The following is an 18,422-nucleotide window of genomic DNA, read 5'->3' on the forward strand; positions in this document are numbered from 1 at the left end:
CGGGAAGGTGAGAAGTAGGGTGTCCGCATGACAACCGGGGTGCGGCGCAGGATGGGTGTCGAGGAGCGGCGGCAGCAGCTGATCGGGGTTGCCCTGGAGCTGTTCAGCAACCGGTCGCCCGACGACGTGTCGATCGACGAGATCGCCGCGGCGGCCGGGATATCGCGGCCGCTCGTCTACCACTACTTCCCCGGCAAGTTGAGCCTGTACGAGGCCGCGCTGCGGCGGGCCGCCGACGAGTTGGCGCAGCGGTTCGAGGAGCCGCACGAAGGGCCGCTCGGGGCACGGCTGTTGCGGGTGATGGGGCGGTTCTTCGCGTTCGTCGACGATCACGGGCCGGGTTTCTCGGCGCTGATGCGCGGCGGTCCGGCGGCCGGCAGCAGCCGGACCAACGCGATGATCGACGAGGTGCGGCAGGCGGCGTACGAGCAGATCGTCGCGCACATCGGGGTGCAGGACCCGCCGGCACGGCTGGAGTTGGTCGTGCGGTCGTGGGTGTCGCTGGCCGAGTCGACGGCGTTGCTGTGGCTCGACGGCCGCCGGATCCCGCGCGGGGAGCTGGAGTTGCAGCTGGTGCACGACTTCGCGGCGCTGGCGGCGGTGAGCGCGGCGTACGACGCGGAGATGGCGGGGATCCTCGTACGGATCCTGGCGGACGAGCCGGCCGACGGGCCGTTCGGGGAGCTGGTCGGACGGCTGGCCGCGCTGGTGCCGGGGCCTCGCGGGGACGCGTAGGCGGGTCGTGCCGATAATGCCCAGGTGATCATTGACGACGGGTTGTTGTTCCGGCCGGCCGGTGAGAAGGATGCCGGCACGCTGGTGAAGCTGTACGACGGGGCCGCCCGTTGGATGCTGGCGCGCGGGATCGAGCAGTGGAAGCCGGGCGAGAAGGACGCCGCGCACTTCCGCGACCGGATGCGCGACGGCGAGGTGTGGCTCGCCGAGGACGGCGACGGGCGGATCGTCGGCGGGTACGAGCTGTGGTGGTCCGACGAGGAGGCCTGGGGCGTCCAGCCTCCGGTCGCGGGGTACGTGCACCGGCTGATGGTGGAGCGCGAGGCGGCGCCGGCCGGGACCGGGATGCGGCTGCTGGTGCACGCCGAGCGGCGGATCGCCCGTACGGGACGGGAGCGGGCGCGGCTGGACTGCGTGGCGACCAACCCGCGGCTGTTGGCGTACTACCGGTCGGCCGGGTACCGGATCGTCGGGGAGTGCCCGCACAAGGAGGCCGAGGACGGCCGGGTCTACGGGGTGATCCTGCTGGAGCGGCGCCTCGACGTGTGAGGCGCCGCTCCGGCGGGTGTGCGCGCCGGTCAGGAGCGCTTGAAGACCGCCACCGTGCGGGCCGGGACGGTGAACTCGCCCGCCGTCGCCTCGTACGCCGCCCCCTTCACCACCGGGTCGGCGCCGCCCGCCTGCACCGGGTGCAGGGCGTGACCGACGCCCGCGAGGGCGGGGACGCGTTGGGCCTGGCGGTCGGGGGTGGCGTTGAAGACGACCACCAGGTCACCGACGGCCATGGTGAGCACGCCCGGGGTCTCCTCGGGGCCCGACAGCGGGAACGAGAGCCGCGCCTGGACCGCCTCGGCGGTGGTGAGGGCGAAGGCCGGTTCCGTCGTACGGATCCGCAGCAGGTCGCGGTAGGCGGCGGAGGCTCCGCTGATCTCGGCGCAGCCGGGGGCCGGGCCGGTCAGCAGCGGCTTCGCGTAGGTCCACTTGGGGCGGTTGTCGGCGGCGGGCGGCAGGCCCCGGCCGAAGCCGTTGCCGTCGCGGCAGTCCCAGTGCAGGGCGTTGAACCAGTCGCCGCTGTCGTAGGAATTGCGGTCCAGGGACTTCGAACGGAGCAGGTCGGTGCCCGCCTGGGAGAGGGCCGGGCCCTGCGAGAGGGCGGCCGTGGCCATGGCCAGGACCTGCGCGCGGGCCCGGTCGGCGGGTGCGGTGGCGGGCGGGAGCTTGAAGGTGAGGGCGTCGGCCAGGGTCTCGTTGTCGTGGGCGTCGACGTAGGCCAGGGCGTCGCCGGGGGCGGCGGCGTAGCCGGCCGGGGCGCCGTTGTAGTCGACGTCGGAGCCCTTGACGCGGCGGCCGGTGGTGTCGGTGAAGGTGTACGGGGCCAGGTTGCCGGAGAGGCCGACCTTCAGGAGGTCCTGGGCGTGCAGCAGGCGGGCCCGCTGTTCGGCGGGGGTGCCGTTCGCGGGGGAGGCGTTCGGGTCGGTGAACAGGCCGGTGGCGAAGCCCTGGACGCGCGGGTCCTCGTCGAAGGGGCCGCCGCCGCGTACGGCGTCGCGGGCGCGGTCGGAGAAGGTGGCGATGCCGGTGCCGGCCATGTTCTTCTGGGTGGCCTGCACGAAGCGGGCGTCGTCGGCGATCTCGCCGAAGTTCCAGCCCTCCCCGTAGAGGATGATCTTCTTTCCGTCGACCCCGTCCTTCTCTGGCGTCAGGGCGTCGAGGGCCTTGCGGACGGCCAGGATGTTGGCCTTCGGGTGGTGGCCCATCAGGTCGAAGCGGAAGCCGTCGACCTTGTACTCCTTGGCCCAGGTGACGATCGAGTCCACGACGAGGCGGCCCATCATGGCGTTCTCGGGCGCGGTGTTCGCGCAGCAGGTGGAGGTGGCGACGCCGCCGTCGGCCAGCAGCCGCTGGTAGTAGCCGGGGACGACGCGGTCCAGGACGGACTTGTCGTCCTGTCCGGCGGCGACGGTGTGGTTGTAGACGACGTCCATCACGGTGCGCAGCCCGGCCCCGTTAAGGGACTGGACCATCCTGCGGAACTCGACGGTGCGGGCGGTGCCGTTCGGGTCGGAGGCGTAGGAGCCCTCGGGGACGGTGTAGTGCAGCGGGTCGTAGCCCCAGTTGTAGGCGTCCTTGGCGGCGGCGGCCGCGACGCAGGCCTGCTGCTGCTCGGAGTCGGGTGCGTAGACCTTGAGGTCGCAGGCGGGTTCGGTGCGGTCGGCGGGCTTCTCGGGGATGGTGCCGATGTCGAACGCGGGCAGGAGGTGGACGTAGGAGGTGCCGGCGGCGGCCAGGTCGCGCAGGTGGGTCATGCCGGCCGATGCGGTGTCGGTGAAGGCCAGGTACTGGCCGGGGTGCTTCGAGGTGCGGTCCGCGACGGAGAAGTCGCGGATGTGGAGCTCCTGGATCTGGGCGTTGGTGAAGGGGACGGCGGCCGGCTTGCGCAGGTCCTTCCAACCGGGCGGAGCCAGCTTCGGGTCGGCGAGGTCCACGACGAGGCTGTGGGTGGAGTCGGCGGTCAGGGCGGTCGCGTACGGGTCGGTGACCAGGTTGCGGACGACGGCGCGGGTGCTCGGGGCCCAGACGGTCACGGCGTAGCGGTACGGCTTGCCGGACCAGGAGCGCTCGCCGCGTACGGACCAGACGCCGGTGCGGTCGTCGCGGCGCATGGCGACGGTGCGGCCGTCGAGTTCGAGGGAGACCTCGCGGGCGGTGGGGGCCCAGACGGCGAGGGTGGGGCGGCCGTCGTGGAAGACGGGGCCGAGCGGGGTGTCGTTGGCGTACAGGTCGTCGAGGACGCCGGCGAGCTGGACGCCCGTGGCGGCGAGGACGGCGCCGTTCGCGGCGCGGGCGCTCGCGACGAGCTGCCCGCGCAGGGCGTCGCGGACGCGGTCGCGGTCGCGGGGGTCGACGGTGTAGGCGCCGTACGCCGCCAGGTGCGGGAACTTCTGCTTCTGGGCGGCGGTGAGCGCGGAGCGGTTCAGCCGCAGCCAGGCGGCGCCGTTCTCGCGCAGGGCGCCGTTCTCGGCGGTGACCTTGCCGTCGCGGGAGGCGAGGAGCTGGACGGAGGCGGCGGCCTCGGGGGCGTTCCAGGCGAGGGTGTCGCGGTCGATCCAGACGGCGTGGGACTTGGTGAGGTCGACGGCGGCGGCCGATCCGGCGGGCTGCGGCAGCAGGTACTTCTCCTTGCCGCCGAGCATCCACACCTCGTGACCGGTGCCCGACAGGTCGAGTGACTGGTCGGAGGGGAGGTCCTTCTCGTCGCCCTTGTGGAGGATGTAGCTCAGGCTCGTCGCGCCGGCGGCGAGGGGGACCTCGTAGACGGCGCCGTAGGAGTCGACGCGTACGGGCATCAGCGGTTTGGCCCAGTCGGTGGGCTGCGCGGCGCCGGCCCACACGTGCAGGCCCCAGCCGTCGTAGGCGCCGTCGGGGCGCTGGTAGTGCAGGACGGCCTTGGACTTGTCCTGCGGCGGGTAGGCGGGGCGGTCGGTGCGGGCGGGCTCCTTGCCCTGTTCGAGCCAGATCTCGCCGGTCTTCGTCACGTCGATGACGCGGTCGGCGGCGACGTCCTTGTTGCCGTCCTTGTCGATGACGAGGTAGCCGACGGAGGAGGCGCCGGGCTTGAGGCGGACGTAGGCGAAGGCGCCGTAGGCGTCGCGGCCGGTGAAGGCGTGCCCCTCCGGCCAGGGCTTGGCCTCGCCGTCGGCGAGGTCGCCCCAGGCGTAGAGCCGCCAGTTCGTGTAGTCGCCGTCGGGCCGGTTGTAGTGGACGACGGCGTACTCGCGCTGCGTGGCGGTCGGGACCTCCACGGGCGGGACCTGCCCGGCCGTGGACGCGGCGAGCGCGCTCGCGCGGTGCCCGGCCGAGTCGACGGCGACGGCCTTGTACCGCAGCGGGGTGCCGGCGGGAGCCTCGACGTGCTGCGTGACCTTGTACGGGGCGTGGTCGGCGGAACCGAGCACCTGCCAGGGGCCGTTGCCCGCCTGCGCGGCGAAGACGACCCGGTTCAGGCCGCCACCGCCGACCTCGGCGCTCACCTCGACGGTGCCGGTGGCGCCGGCCGCCGGGGCCTTGAGGGTGAGGGTGGGGCCGGTGGCGGGCTTGGCCTGCGGGGTCTCGGCGCGCAGCACGACGGAACCGTACGCGGGCACGGGCACGGTGAGCTTCCCGCCGGAGGACGCGCGCAGCAGCGCGGTGCCCCCGTACAGGGTCCGGTACTGGCTGCCGGCCGGGGCGGCGAGCTCGACGGTGCGGGCCTCGGCGGCGTTGTTCGCGGCGACGAGGTACTCCGTACGGGACTTCGCGTCGGTCCGGGCGAAGGCGTACACGGAGCCGTCGGCGAGGCGCTCGCTCTGGACGCCGTCGCGCAGCGCCGGGTGCTCGCGGGTCAGCTTCGAGAGGGCGGCGATCTGCCGGTAGAGCGGGTGCGCGGGGTCGTAGGCGTCGCTCGCGTGGGTGCGGTCGGTGCCCAGCTGGTCGTCGTCGAGGTAGTCGGCGACGCGGGAGGCGAAGAGCGGCTGGCGGGCGTCCTTGTCGCCGCCGGCGCCGGTGAAGCCCTGCTCGTCGCCGGAGTAGATCACCGGGTTGCCGCGGGTGAGGAACATCAGCTCGTTGGCGAGGCGGTAGCGGTCGAGGAGTTCCTTCTCCCCCGCGCCCGGCCGGTCCTGCTTGAGGAAGGTGCCGAAGCGGCCCATGTCGTGGTTGCCGAGGAAGCTGACCTGCTCGTAGGCGTTGGCCTTGTCGGTGGTGTACCGGTAGTCGTCGGCGAGGACGGAGCCGAGCCGGGAGGCGGGCGCGCCCTGGGAGGCGTAGGCGCGCAGGGCGTCCTGGAGCGGGAAGTCGAGGGTGGCGTCGAGGCGTCCCCGGGTGACGTAGGGGGAGGTGACGGCGGTGTCGGCGGAGTAGACCTCGCCGAACATGAAGAAGTCCTTGCGCCCGCGCTTGTCGGCGTACTTGTCGAGGGCGGTGGCCCATTGGGTCCAGAAGCGGGTGTCGACGTGCTTGACGGTGTCGATGCGGAATCCGTCGATGTCGAAGTCGCGGACCCACTTCTCGTAGATCTTCTCCATTCCTTCGACGACCTCGGGGCGCTCGGTCCACAGGTCGTCGAGCCCGGCGAAGTCGCCGTGCTGCGAGGACTCGCCGGCGAAGGTGGAGTCGCCGCGGTTGTGGTACATCGTCGGGTCGTTGAGCCAGGCCGGAACCTTCAGGTTCTTCTTGGCGTCGGGAACGAAGGGAGTGCGCGGAAACGAATCCGAATCAACAGCCGGCAACTTCCCCCCACCGGCGTCGTCAAAAGGAACGCCGTCCTTCTTCAGATAGGGAAAGGCCCCCTTGGACAGATACCCATACGCGCCCTCGCGATTGTCGATGACATCGGCGGTGTGATTGGTGATGACGTCGAAGAAGACCTTCATCCCCTTGGCGTGCGCCTTGTCGATGAGCCGCTCCAGATCGGCGTTGGTGCCGAAGTGCGGGTCGACCTGGGTGAAGTCGGTGATCCAATAGCCGTGGTATCCGGCGGAAGCGTCGCCGCCCTTGCCCTGCACGGGCTGGTTCTTGAAAATGGGCGCCATCCAAAGGGCGGTGGTGCCCAGCCCCTTGATGTAGTCCAGCCGATCGGTCAGCCCCTTGAGGTCGCCGCCCTGGTAGAAGCCCTTGTCGGTCGGGTCCAGGCCCGTCTCCAGTCGGGAACCGGTCAGGCCGCCCCGGTCGTTGCGCGGGTCGCCGTTGGCGAACCGGTCCGGGAGGACGAAGTAGAACTGCTCCCGGGTCAGGTCGTGCCGGGCCGGCTCGGCCGCCAGCTTCGCGTCGGAGGGCGGGGCGGGCGCCCGGTCGGCGGCCGCCGCGGGCAGGGCGGGCAGGAGCGTCACGGCCAGCGCGGCGGCGACGGCTCCTGCGGCGGGGCGTATCAAGGCGGATCTCCTTGGGTACGGGGTGAGGGCCGCCCGGCGGTGGCGGGTTCTTGGATGCCGGGCGGCCCTGGTCGGTGGGGCTGCGGCTCGGGCGCGACCTGGCTTCGGCCGAGCTGCGGCTTGGGCCTGGCCGGGGCTCAGACGCGCCAGGTGTCGGTCAGCGTGACCTTGCCGTCGGCGGGGACGGTGGCGGTGCGGTTGGCGCCGGTCTCCCAGGTGACGTTCCCGGCGGCGTCCTTGCGGACGTACTTGTACGCGAACGCCGTCCCGGCCGGCAGCGTGACGTCCAGCTTCCAGACGGGGTACGCCGCCGGGTCGAGCTTCAGCGCGCTGCCGGTGTTCCAGCCGCCGAGCTCGGGGCGGTCGCCGGTGACGTAGACGTTCTGGCCGGGGACGGTGGTGACGTTGACGGCGAACGAGGCCCCGGCGCCGGCGGTGGGCGGGGTCCCCGTACAGCTGCGGGCGTTGACGTGGAGGGCGAGCGCGGTCCCGGCACCCACGGTGGCGGTGAACCGGCCGGCGGAGTCCACCGTCACCGCGCGCCCGCTCTGTACGTCGCAGTAGGCGCCGGCGGGCAGGGTGGTCTGGAAGGTGCGCGTCAGGGCGGAGGTGTCGTGGTTGATCACCACGTAGCCCTTGTTCCCGCGCCCGAAGGCGATCCGGTCGCCCCCGTCGTCCCACCAGCCGGTGACGGCCTGGCCCCGCACGGCGTTGCGGAATCCGACCATGGAGGAGATCTCCCGCCAGGCGTGCTGGCACTTCCACCCGTCGAGGTAACAGCCGTTCACGGCGCCACCGTTGGGCGGCCCGGCGTCCTTGTCGGTCCACTCGTACCCGGAGTGCACGTCGGGCGCCCCGTAGGGCCAGGCCAGCATGAACACACTGGCGAGGGTGTAGGCGGAGCCGTCCTTGTAGCTGAGGGTGTCCCCGACGCGCTCGGTGTCGTGATTGTCGACGAACACACCGGCCTGCCCGTTCGCCATGTACCCCCACGCCTCGCCGAAGTTCTTCAGATAGGCCAGGTTCTCGTTCTGGAAGACCCGCTTCAGGTCCCGGGCGTACCGGAACTCCTGCACGTCCCCGTTCCCGAGGTACTCGCCGGGCGAAACGGCCTCGCCGGCCCCGTGGATCGCTTCCTGCTTCCAATAGACACTCGGGTTGCTCAACCGGGACTTGATGTTGGCGAGATCGGCGGCCGGCATGTGCTTGGCGGCGTCAATCCGAAACCCGTCGACCCCGAGCGACAACAAGTCATTGAGATATCCGGCGATCCGCCCCCGAACGTACTCCTCGCCCGTGTCGAGATCCGCGAGCTGCACCAACTCGCAGTTCTGCACGTTGCCACGGTCCCGGTAGTCGGAGATGACGGCCCGACAGTCGTCCATGTCCGCGCCGGAGTAGACCCCCGGGTACCCGTACTTCGTATACGAGGACCCTCCGGTTCCCACCCCGTCACCGGCGGCCATGTGATTGATGACCGCATCGGCGACGACCTTCACACCGGCGGCATGGCAGGTGTCGACCATCGTCTTGAACGCGGTCCGATCCCCCAGCCGCCCGGCGATCTTGTAACTGACGGGCTGGTACGAGGTCCACCACTGGGCCCCCTGGATGTGCTCCTGCGGCGGCGACACCTGCACGAACCCGTACCCGGCGGGCCCGAGCGAGTCGGTACAGGCCTTGGCCACCGACTCGAACCGCCACTCGAAGAGCACGGCGGTCACGTCCCGCTCCCCGGGCGGAGCGGCGTACACCTGCGGCACCTGCACACCGAGCGCGGCGGCGGCCAACGCGACAACCACCGGCAGGGCTCTGCCGGCACGTAGCGATCTGGACATGTGGGGGTCCTCCTGGCGGGAAGGTGTGGGGGGTTGCTGGCGACCGTAAGGGCCACTCCGAACTGTTGCAAGAGTTTGCGCAAGAGATTGCAGAATTGTTTCCGACCAGCCGTCGGCACGGCCGGCGCCTACCGAGGCTCAACCACGAGACGAGGGCGACGCAGTGTCGTTTTTGCAGGTGAACCTGGACAGCCGGCCGGCCTAGCCCCTGGCCCGTCCCCACCCCCGGGCTCCTGAAGGACCGCTACATCCGAGGATGTGATCAAGAACCTCCTGCTGCGCGGCCTGCCCGCGCTCGCCCTGACCGCCCTGCCCCTCCTGGCCGGCACGCCCGCCCACGGCGCTCCGACCCTCCAGCGCCACGTCTTCCCCGAACCCCCGGCCCCCGACGTCGCCCGCATCGAGCTCGATCGACTCACCGTCGAGCCCCCACACTCCATGGCCGGCTACAGCCGCGCCATGTTCCCCCACTGGGCCAAGCAGTACGGCGAATGCGACACCCGCGAGGTCGTCCTGTCCCGCGACGGAAAGGGCGTCACCCAGGACTCCGCCTGCCGCGCCACCGAAGGGACCTGGTACAGCGACTACGACGCCAAGACCCTCGACTCGGCATCCAAGATCGACATCGACCACATGGTCCCGCTGGCCAACAGCTGGCGCTCCGGCGCCGACACCTGGACCACGGAGAAGCGCAAGAAGTTCGCGAACGACCTGGACAACTCCCAACTCATCGCGGTCTCAGCCTCCTCCAACCGCTCCAAGGGCGACCAGGCCCCCGACCAGTGGGCCCCACCGAACCAGGACTACTGGTGCACCTACTCCAGAGCCTGGACCCACATCAAGAGCGTCTACCAACTGAGCATCACCACCCCCGAGAAGGAGAAGCTGATCACCATGCTCGACACCTGCGCCTGACCTGAGCCCCACCCGGTCCGGGACCTCCGAGTCCCGGACCACCCGCACCCGGGAGGCGGGTGGGCACCCACCGCCCCGCCCCGAGGCGGGCCCGCGCGGGGCGGCGTAGAGGCGCTGCTCTACTCCGCCACCGGGCCCGTCGAGCCTCTTACCACCAGTTCCGGTTGGAAGACGTACTCCGTGCGTTCCACCGGGGTGCCGGCGACCGCTTCCAGGAGGGCGCCCACCGCCGCCGTCGCCATGGCGCGTACCGGCTGGCGGACGGTGGTCAGCGGTGGGTCGGTGAAGGCGATCAGCGGGGAGTCGTCGAAGCCGACGACCGACACGTCCTCCGGAACCCGAAGCCGCCGTTCGCGGGCCGCCCGGATGACGCCCAGCGCCATCGGGTCGCTCCCGCAGACGATGCCCGTGCACCCCCGGTCCAGCAGGGCGCCGCCCGCCGCGTGGCCGCCCTCGACGGTGAACAGCGTGCGCTGCACCAGCCCTTCGGAGTCGGCCCCCGGCAGCGCGGCGAGGAAGCCCTGCTCCTTGCGCGCCGACGGGACGTAGCGGGTCGGCCCGATGGCCAGCCCGATCCGCCGGTGTCCGAGTTCCTCCAGGTGGCGCACGGCCATCTCCGCCGCCGCCCGGTCGTCCGGGGAGACGAACGGGGCGCTGATCGCCGCGTTGAAGCCGTTGATCAGCACGAACGGCACCCCGCGGTTCGCGAGGCGCCGGTAGCGCTCCGGATCGGCGGCCGAGTCGGCGTGCAGCCCGGACAGGAAGACGATCCCGGTGACCCCCCGCTCCTCCAACTGCTCGACCAGCTCGTCCTCGGTGGCCCCGCCCGGCGTCTGCGTGCAGAGCACCGGGGTGTACCCGTGCCCGGCCAAGGCCTGCTCGATGACCTGCGCGAACGCCGGGAAGATGGGGTTCGTCAGCTCGGGGATGAGCAGCCCGACCAGGCCGTTGCTGCGTCGCTTCAGCCGGACGGGCCGCTCGTAACCCAGCACGTCGAGGGCGGCCAGCACCTTGTGCCGGGTGCCGGTCGCCACCCCCGCCTTGCCGTTGAGCACGCGGCTGACGGTCGCCTCGCTGACCTGGGCCTGCGCGGCGATGTCCGTCAGCCGCAACGGTGATGTCACACCCGCCACCACACGGTGCTGTCAGCGCCCAGGACCACGAAACCGTCGCCATCGACCACCGGCGGCTCTCCACCGCTCGCCAGCAGCGCCACGCTCGCCACGCCCCCCGGCACGGCCACCCGTACCGACTCGCCCGTCGTGTTGACGGTGCAGGCGAAGCCGCCCCTACGGAACGCCAGCGCCCCGGCCGGCGCGTCCAGCCACTCCACCGCGTCGCCGGCGCCCAGGTCGGGGTCCTCCCGGCGGATCCGCAGCGCGGCCCGGTACAGCTCCAGCGTCGAGGCGGGGTCGCCCGTCTGCGCTTCGACGCTGAGCCCCGCCCACTCGGCCGGCTGCGGCAGCCAGCTGCCGCCGTCGCCGAAGCCGTACGGGGCCCGCGTACCCGACCACGGGATCGGGACGCGGCAGCCGTCGCGCAGCCCCTCCTGGCCGTTCTCCTTGAAGAAGGAGGGGTCCTGGCGGACCTCGTCCGGCAGGTCGGTCACCTCCGGCAGGCCCAGCTCCTCGCCCTGGTACACGTACGCCGACCCGGGCAGCGCCAGCATCAGCAGCGCCGCCGCGCGGGCCCGCGCGAGGCCCTGCTCGCCGCCGCCGTACCGCGTCACGTGTCGCACCACGTCGTGGTTGGACAGCACCCACGTCGTGGGCGCGCCGACCGGCCGCATCGCGTCCAGCGACTCGTCGATGGTGGCGCGCAGCGCCTCCGCGTCCCACCCGGTGCTCAGGTAGTGGAAGTTGAAGGCCTGGTGCAGCTCGTCGGGGCGCAGGTACAGGGCCGTACGGTCGGCACTGGGCGTCCACGCCTCCGCGACGCCGATGCGATCACCGGCGTACTCGTCGAGAACGGTCCGCCACGACCGGTAGATCTCGTGGACGCCGTCCTGGTCGAAGAAGGGCAGGACCTGGTTGCCCAGCAGCTTGAGCTGCTCGTCTCGGCCGAGGTCGGGCAGGCCGGGGGCCTTCACCAGTCCGTGGGCCACGTCGATCCGGAAGCCGTCCGCCCCCAGGTCGAGCCAGAAGCGCAGGATGGAGCGGAACTCGTCCTGGACGGCGGGGTGTTCCCAGTTGAAGTCGGGCTGCTCGGGGGCGAAGAGGTGCAGGTACCACTCGCCGTCGGCCACCCTCGTCCACGCCGGGCCGCCGAAGATCGACTCCCAGTCGTTGGGCGGCAGCTCGCCGTTCTCGCCCTGTCCGGGGCGGAAGTGGAAGCGGTCGCGCAGCGGCGTGCCCGGCCCCTCGCGCAGTGCCTGCTTGAACCATTCGTGCTGGTCGGAGCAGTGGTTGGGGACGAGGTCGACGATGATGCGCAGCCCGAGTTCGTGGGCCTCGCGGATGACGGCGTCGGCGTCGTGGAGGGTGCCGAACATGGGGTCGATGGCCCGGTAGTCGGCTACGTCGTAGCCGGCGTCGGCCTGCGGGGAGGCGTAGAAGGGGCTCAGCCAGACGGCGTCGACGCCCAGCTCCTTGAGGTAGGGCAGGCGGCCGCGGATCCCTTCGAGGTCGCCCATGCCGTCCCCGTTGGAGTCGGCGAAGCTGCGTGGGTAGACCTGGTAGATCACCGCGTCTCTCCACCAGCCGGGCAGGGTGCCGGAGGTGGTGGGAAGTGCGTCGGCGAGGTGCTGGGTCATGGTGTCCTTGGAGAGATCGGGCCGGGATCGAGCGGGCGCGGCCGGTGGCGGGAGACCAGCGGGAGATCGGCGAGAGATCAGCGGGTGCTGATCGGTACTGATCGGGTGCTGGTCTCCGGCCCACCGGCGGGTGGTCAGCCCTTGGTGGCGCCCGCCGTCATGCCGGCGACGAGGTGACGCTGGGCGAAGAGGAAGAAGACCGCCGCCGGGATCGCGATGAGGACGGAAGCCGCGCTCATGGCGCCCCAGTTGGACGTGTACTGCGTGACGAAGGTCTGGAGTCCGCCGGCGAGGGTGAGGTTCTCCTCGCCGACCATGAAGGCGGAGGCGTACGCGACCTCGCCCCAGGCGGTGATGAACGCGTAGAAGCCGGTGACGGCGAGGCCGGGCTTGGCCAGGGGCAGGATCAGACGCCAGAACGTGCCGAAGGGGTTGAGTCCGTCGACCCGGCCGGATTCGTCGATCTCGACGGGGATGGTGTCGAAGAAGCCCTTCATCATCCACGCGCAGAACGGCACGGCGATGGTGAGGTACGTGATGATCAGGCCGAGCGGCTGGTTGAGCAGCCCGAGGTCGCCCATCAGGTTGTAGAGCGGGACGATCAGGATGGCCATCGGGAACATCTGCGTGATGAGCAGGGTCCACATGAGCGGCTTCATGCCCGGGAACTTGAAGCGGCTGACCGCGTATCCGGTGGTGGCGGCGATGAACACACCGAGGACGGTGGTGACGCCGGCGACCAGGACGGAGTTCGCGAACCAGCTCAGGAAGTGGCTCGACTCCAGCAGGTACCGGTAGTTGTGGAGCGTCGTTTCCTTGACGAAGTCGGTGCTGATGGCGTGCTGCGGGGGCTTGAGGGAGGTCAGCAGGATCCACAGCACGGGGAAGACGGCGATCACGGACGCGACGACCAGGGTGGCGTGCAGTCCGAAGGAGGCGAGCGGGGAGCGGCTCCCGCGCGGGCGGTTGCCCGTCGTGGTCGTACGGGTGCTGGTCACGGTCACCACACCTCTCCCTGCTTGCGCAGCGAACGCCGGTAGACCAGCGCGAAGATCATGAGCAGGGCGAGGATGAGGACGCCCCAGGTCGCGGAGCCGGCGAAGTCGCGCGGGCTGGCGATGAAGGCCTCGCGGAACGCCTGGGTCACGAGGATCTCGGTGGAGTCGCCCGGTCCGCCGCGGGTCAGCAGGAAGATGACCGGGAACATGTTGAACGTCCAGATGGTGGAGAGCAGGATCACCGTCATGCTCACCGCGCGCAGTCCGGGCAGGGTGATGTGCCGGAAGCGCTGCCAGGGGCCGGCGCCGTCCATCTCGGCGGCCTCGTACAGCTCGGCGGGGATGGACTGGAGGCCGCCGAGGAGGGCGACCATCATGAAGGGGACGCCGAGCCAGACGTTGACGGCGATGACGGAGACCTTGGCCCAGGTCGGGTCGTCGAGCCAGGGGATGGCGGCGATGCCGCCGCCGTCGAGGAGCTTGTTGAGGATGCCGTTGTCGCGGTTGAAGAGGAAGCGCCACGCGAAGACGGACACGAAGCCGGGGACCGCCCACGGCAGGATGAGGGCCATCCGGTAGGCGGCGCGGCCGCGGAACTGGCGGTTGAGCATGGTGGCCAGGGTGAGGCCGAGGACGAAGGTGATGGACACGCAGCCGACGGTCCACAGCACCGTCCACACCAGCCGCTGCCAGAAGACGGGGTCACCGAGGACGGCCGCGTAGTTGTCGAGGCCGACGAACTCGTACGTGGCCTCGATCTGGCGGACGCCGATGGTGCGGGCGACGTTGCGTTCGTTGGCGTCGGTCAGCGAGAGGTAGATCCCGCGGACGAGCGGCCAGCCGATGATCACGCCGAGCACGAGCACCACCGGGGCGATCATGGCCCAGGCGTACCAGTGCGTGGCGAGGGCCTGCTTGAGGCCGCGGTCGCTTCTGGCAGTCGTGCGGCTGGGGCCGCGGGCGGCACCGGTGTTCCCGGTGCCCTCGCCCGCGGCCTTCGCCACCGACTGGCTGGTGTGAGCAGCCATGTGTCGTTACTTCCAGCCCTTGAGGATCTTGCGGAACTCGACGCCGGCCGCCTTGGCCGCGTCCTCGGGGGTGGCGGTCCCGGTGACGGCCTTGGTGTATTCGACCTTCAGCGGCTCGAAGAGGGAGCCGTTCTCCGGGATCCAGGCGCGCTCGACGGCCTTGTCGACGGCCGGCTTGAAGAACTGGACCATCTCGCTGGACTTGACGTCGGGCTGCTCGTAGGCGGCGGTGCGCGTCGGGAGCAGGCTCAGGTCCTTGGCGGACTGGACCTGGATCTCCTGGGAGGTCATGTACTCGACGAAGGCGTGCGCGGCGGCGGTGTTCTTCGAGCCGGCGTACACGGCGAGGTCGTGGCCGCCCTGCGGGGCGCCGGCCTTGGCGGAGCCGGCCGGGACCGCGGCGACGCCGAGGTTCGACTTGTCCTTGAACTGGTCGCCGGCGTAGCTGTCGGCGACGGCCCACGGGCCGTTGATCATCATGGCGGCCTCGCCGGACTTGAAGGCCGTCTGCATGTTGGTCCAGCCGTCGGTGGCGTTGGTGGTCGCCGCGCCGGAGGTGATGAGGTCGCGGGCGGCCTTGAAGGCCTTGACGCCGGCGGCGTTGTCGACGGTGACCGTCTTGGTCTTGGCGTCGACCAGGTCGCCGCCCTCGCCGTAGATGAAGGGCAGGAACCAGTAGGAGTCGTCGCCGCGCAGGTAGAGGCCGGTCTTGCCGCTCTTGGCCTTGATGGCGGCGGCGGCGGTCTTCAGCTCCTCCAGCGTCTTGGGCGGCTGGACGCCGGCGTCGGCGAGCATCTTCTTGTTGTAGAAGAGGCCGAGGGTGTCGATGACCTGCGGGACGGCGTAGGTCTTGCCCTCGAACTTGCCGCTGGCGGCGGCCTGCGGCAGGAACTCGGCGTCGATCTTCTTGGCGGTCTCGGCCGGAACCTCGTCGAGGTAGCCGAGCGAGGCGAAGTCGGCGACCCAGCCGACGTCGGCGCGGATCACGTCAGGGGCTTCGGAGCCGCTGCTGAAGGCGTTCTTGACCTTGTTCTGCGCGTCGCCGTACGGGACGTTGACGTACTTGACGGTCACCTTGGGGTGCTTCGCGGTGAACGCCTCGGCGATCTTCTGGAAGCTCGCCTTCTCGGCGTCGTTCGACGTGTCCCACCAGGTGACGGTGCCGCTCAGCTCGCCGCCGGCCTTGGTCTCCTGGCCGTCGTCCTTGGTGTCACCACCGCACGCCGTCGCCGCGAGCGCCAGGGTCGCGACCAGCGCGGTGGCCGCTATGCCACGCCGCATATGAACTCCTTCGATGATCCCGGCCGCGCCCTCGCGGTCCCGAGTTGCCAGGAACGTAACAAGCCTGAAAGCCGTCCGAAAGACCTTGCGGCAAATTTCTGCAAGACGAGCTGATCGTTACATCCGTGTGTCCCTACGGTTGCCGCAGCTTGCTGTTAGTTCGAGTCCCCTTCTATCGCACGGGCCCGCAACCAGGGGGTGTGTACCCGCGTTGACCCCGATATGACCCACGAGTTGACGGCCGTCCGTCTTGCAAGCGCTTCCAGCAACACGACGACGAGCGGCGGGCAGGGGCATTGCTGGTGGCGCGATGCCGTCATCTATCAGGTGTACGTACGATCCTTCGCGGACAGCGACGGAGACGGCGTCGGAGACCTGCGCGGCGTCCGCGAGCGGCTCCCCCACCTGGCCCGGCTCGGCGTGGACGCGGTGTGGCTGACCCCCTTCTACGTCTCCCCGCAGGCGGACGGCGGCTACGACGTCGCCGACTACCGGGCCGTCGACCCCCTCTTCGGGGACCTCGCCGACGCCGACGACCTCGTGCGCGCCGCGCACGCGCTCGGGCTGCGGGTCATCGTGGACGTGGTGCCGAACCACACCTCCGAGCGCCACCCCTGGTTCCTGGACGCCCTCGCCGGGCGGCCGGGCGCCCGCGAGCGCTACCTGTTCCGCCCGGGGCGAGGCGCCGGCGGCGCGCTGCCGCCCAACGACTGGGAGTCCGTCTTCGGCGGTCCGGCCTGGACGCGGGTGCCGGACGGGGACTGGTACCTGCACCTCTTCGCCCCCGAGCAGCCCGACCTCGACTGGCAGAACCCCGAGGTGGCGCGCGAATTCGCCTCGGTCCTGCGCTTCTGGCTGGACCTGGGCGTGGACGGCTTCCGCGTGGACGTGGCGCACGGCATGGTCAAGGCCCCCGGCCTGCCCGACATCGGGCACGGGGCGCAGGCCACCCTGATCGGCACCGAGCCGCTCCCCTTCTTCGACCAGGACGGCGTCCACGACATCCTCCGCTCCTGGCGAAGGCTCCTCGACTCCTACGAGGGCGAGCGCATCGGAGTCGCCGAGGCGTGGGCGCCGACCTCGGAGCGGCTCGCGCTCTACGTCCGACCCGACGAGCTGCACCAGGCCTTCAACTTCCGCTTCCTGAACTGCCCCTGGGATCCGGCCGCGATGCGCACCGTCATCGACGAGTCCCTGGCCGCGACCGCCTCCGTGGACGCGCCGACGACGTGGGTGCTGTCCAACCACGACGTGGTGCGGCACGTGACCCGCTACGGCGGCGGGAAGCGGGGGCTGGACCGCGCCCGCGCGGCGGCGCTGCTGATGCTGGCGCTGCCCGGGTCGGCGTACGTCTACCAGGGCGAGGAGCTGGGTCTGCCCGAGGTGACCGACCTGCCCGATGAGGTCCGCCGGGACCCGGCCTTCCACCGCGCGACCGGGCAGGAGGGGCTGCGCGACGGCTGCCGCGTCCCGATCCCGTGGTCCGGTACGCGGGCCCCGTACGGCTTCGGCGACGGCGGCAGCTGGCTCCCGCAGCCCGCCGAGTGGGCGGGCCTGAGCGTCGCCGCGCAGACCGGCGACCCGCACTCCACGCTGGAGCTGTACCGCGCCGCTCTGGAGCTGCGCCGGGCCACGCCGGGCCTCGGCGCCCCGGAGGCCGGCCCGCTGACCTGGCTGTCCGCCCCCGAGGGGGTCCTCCTCTTCAGCCGCCCCGGCTTCGCCTGCACCCTCAACACCCGCCCCACCGCCATGGAACTGCCCTCCCCCGGTCGCCCCGTCCTCTCCAGTGCCCCTGTGGAAACGGACGGGCGTACCGTGCGGGTTCCCGCGGATTCCTGCACGTGGTGGGCTTTGTGAGCCCGCTACCGGTACAGTCCAATCCCGTGACCGCACGGCTAGCCGACATCGCAGCCCAGGCGGGGGTCAGCGAAGCCACAGTCAGCCGCGTGCTCAACGGCAAGCCCGGTGTGGCCGCCGGCACCCGTGAATCCGTGCTGGCCGCGCTCGACGTGCTCGGCTACGAGCGGCCCGTCCGCCTGCGCCAGCGCAGCGCCGGCCTGGTCGGGCTGATAACCCCCGAGTTGGACAACCCCATCTTCCCGGCGCTCGCCCAGGTCATCGGGCAGGCCCTGACCCGCCAGGGGTACACCCCCGTACTGGCGACGCAGACGCCCGGCGGGTCCACCGAGGACGAGCTGACCGAGATGCTGGTCGACCGGGGCGTCTCCGGCATCATCTTCGTCTCCGGGCTGCACGCGGACACCACCGCCGACATGGGCCGATACGACCAACTGCGCGCGCAGGGCGTCCCGTACGTCCTCATCAACGGCTTCTCCGACAAGGTGCGGGCCCCCTTCGTCTCCCCCGACGACCGGGCCGCGATGCAGCTCGCCGTGACCCACCTGACCGCGCTCGGGCACACCCGGATCGGTCTCGCGGTCGGTCCGAAGCGGTTCGTGCCGGTGCTGCGCAAGATCGAGGGCTTCCGGCTCGGGATGAAGGAGCGGCACGGCCTCGACGAGGACGCGGTGGAGGAGCTCATCCAGCACTCCCTGTACACGCTGGAGGGCGGGCAGGCCGCCGCGACCGCGCTCATCGCCCGGGGCTGCACGGCGATCGTCTGCGCGAGCGACATGATGGCGCTCGGCGCGATCCGCGCCGCCCGCCAGCAGGGCCTGCGGGTGCCGCAGGACGTGTCGGTGGTCGGCTTCGACGACTCCCCTCTCATAGCGTTCACCGACCCCCCGCTGACCACGATCCGCCAGCCGGTGCAGGCGATGGGGCAGGCCGCGGTGCGCACGTTGCTGGAGGAGATCGGCGGGACGCCGGCCCCCCACAGCGAGTTCGTGTTCCTGCCGGAACTGGTGGTGCGCGGGTCGACGGCCTCGGGGCCGGGCCGGCGGGCCACGCCCTGAGGGGTGCGGGTCGTCCGCAGGGCGGAGAGCAGGCGTCGAAGACCGTCCCGA

The 18,422-nt window shown here is 71.2% G+C and carries 12 protein-coding genes; 5 read left to right on the plus strand and 7 right to left on the minus strand.

From position 1 onward, the window contains the following. The first annotated feature begins 27 nt into the window (after positions 1-27). Positions 28-735 carry a TetR/AcrR family transcriptional regulator gene (locus M4D82_RS10285; protein ID WP_249765751.1) on the plus strand — a complete coding sequence of 236 codons (708 nt, stop codon included), beginning with the start codon at positions 28-30 and terminating at the stop codon, positions 733-735. Positions 736-759: 24 nt separating this feature from the next. Further along, complete coding sequence (locus M4D82_RS10290) at positions 760-1,284, plus strand: GNAT family N-acetyltransferase (protein ID WP_249765752.1); 525 nt, start codon at positions 760-762, stop codon at positions 1,282-1,284. A gap of 29 nt (positions 1,285-1,313) precedes the next feature. Here M4D82_RS10290 and pulA read toward each other — a convergent pair whose 3' ends face one another. Together pulA and M4D82_RS10300 are read right to left on the minus strand one after the other, a co-directional pair. Further along, entirely contained in the window at positions 1,314-6,644 is a 5,331-nt protein-coding gene (pulA, locus tag M4D82_RS10295; protein WP_249765753.1) for a pullulanase-type alpha-1,6-glucosidase, read from the minus strand. A 137-nt stretch (positions 6,645-6,781) separates the two neighbouring features. Continuing rightward, positions 6,782-8,482 carry a carbohydrate-binding module family 20 domain-containing protein gene (locus tag M4D82_RS10300; RefSeq protein ID WP_249765754.1) on the minus strand — a complete coding sequence of 567 codons (1,701 nt, stop codon included), beginning with the start codon at positions 8,480-8,482 and terminating at the stop codon, positions 6,782-6,784. Positions 8,483-8,740: 258 nt separating this feature from the next. Here M4D82_RS10300 and M4D82_RS10305 point away from each other — a divergent pair, with 258 nt between their 5' ends. Continuing rightward, entirely contained in the window at positions 8,741-9,397 is a 657-nt protein-coding gene (locus M4D82_RS10305) for an HNH endonuclease family protein (protein WP_249765755.1), read from the plus strand. 119 nt (positions 9,398-9,516) lie between these two features. Here M4D82_RS10305 and M4D82_RS10310 read toward each other — a convergent pair whose 3' ends face one another. The 5 genes from M4D82_RS10310 to M4D82_RS10330 all read right to left on the minus strand — a co-directional run bounded on the left by M4D82_RS10310 (position 9,517) and on the right by M4D82_RS10330 (position 15,456). Next, entirely contained in the window at positions 9,517-10,530 is a 1,014-nt protein-coding gene (locus M4D82_RS10310) for a LacI family DNA-binding transcriptional regulator (RefSeq protein ID WP_249765756.1), read from the minus strand. Continuing rightward, entirely contained in the window at positions 10,518-12,149 is a 1,632-nt protein-coding gene (locus M4D82_RS10315; RefSeq protein WP_249765757.1) for a glycoside hydrolase family 13 protein, read from the minus strand. Before M4D82_RS10315 ends, M4D82_RS10310 begins: the two co-directional genes overlap by 13 nt. A 134-nt stretch (positions 12,150-12,283) precedes the next feature. Beyond that, positions 12,284-13,153, minus strand: coding sequence for a sugar ABC transporter permease (locus tag M4D82_RS10320; protein WP_249765758.1), 870 nt, complete (start codon positions 13,151-13,153; stop codon positions 12,284-12,286). Next, entirely contained in the window at positions 13,150-14,175 is a 1,026-nt protein-coding gene (locus tag M4D82_RS10325) for a carbohydrate ABC transporter permease (RefSeq protein ID WP_249765759.1), read from the minus strand. Before M4D82_RS10325 ends, M4D82_RS10320 begins: the two co-directional genes overlap by 4 nt. 6 nt (positions 14,176-14,181) lie before the next feature. Next, positions 14,182-15,456 carry an extracellular solute-binding protein gene (locus tag M4D82_RS10330; protein ID WP_249765760.1) on the minus strand — a complete coding sequence of 425 codons (1,275 nt, stop codon included), beginning with the start codon at positions 15,454-15,456 and terminating at the stop codon, positions 14,182-14,184. 222 nt (positions 15,457-15,678) lie between these two features. Between M4D82_RS10330 and M4D82_RS10335 the strand changes: the two genes are divergently transcribed. Together M4D82_RS10335 and M4D82_RS10340 are read left to right on the plus strand one after the other, a co-directional pair. Continuing rightward, positions 15,679-17,313, plus strand: coding sequence for a glycoside hydrolase family 13 protein (locus tag M4D82_RS10335; protein ID WP_249765761.1), 1,635 nt, complete (start codon positions 15,679-15,681; stop codon positions 17,311-17,313). A 26-nt stretch (positions 17,314-17,339) separates the two neighbouring features. Further along, positions 17,340-18,371 carry a LacI family DNA-binding transcriptional regulator gene (locus M4D82_RS10340; protein ID WP_249765762.1) on the plus strand — a complete coding sequence of 344 codons (1,032 nt, stop codon included), beginning with the start codon at positions 17,340-17,342 and terminating at the stop codon, positions 18,369-18,371. Positions 18,372-18,422: the final 51 nt, after the last annotated feature.

This window comes from Streptomyces sp. RerS4 (assembly GCF_023515955.1).
GTDB lineage: Bacteria > Actinomycetota > Actinomycetes > Streptomycetales > Streptomycetaceae > Streptomyces.

What these genes read in the sequence shown, in the direction of transcription:
- M4D82_RS10285 (WP_249765751.1), top strand. Translation starts at nt 28, where the DNA reads ATGACAACCGGGGTGCGGCGCAGGATGGGTGTCGAGGAGCGGCGGCAG.
- M4D82_RS10300 (WP_249765754.1), bottom strand. Translation starts at nt 8,482, where the DNA reads ATGTCCAGATCGCTACGTGCCGGCAGAGCCCTGCCGGTGGTTGTCGCG.
- M4D82_RS10315 (WP_249765757.1), bottom strand. Translation starts at nt 12,149, where the DNA reads ATGACCCAGCACCTCGCCGACGCACTTCCCACCACCTCCGGCACCCTG.
- M4D82_RS10325 (WP_249765759.1), bottom strand. Translation starts at nt 14,175, where the DNA reads ATGGCTGCTCACACCAGCCAGTCGGTGGCGAAGGCCGCGGGCGAGGGC.
- M4D82_RS10330 (WP_249765760.1), bottom strand. Translation starts at nt 15,456, where the DNA reads ATGCGGCGTGGCATAGCGGCCACCGCGCTGGTCGCGACCCTGGCGCTC.
- M4D82_RS10335 (WP_249765761.1), top strand. Translation starts at nt 15,679, where the DNA reads ATGACCCACGAGTTGACGGCCGTCCGTCTTGCAAGCGCTTCCAGCAAC.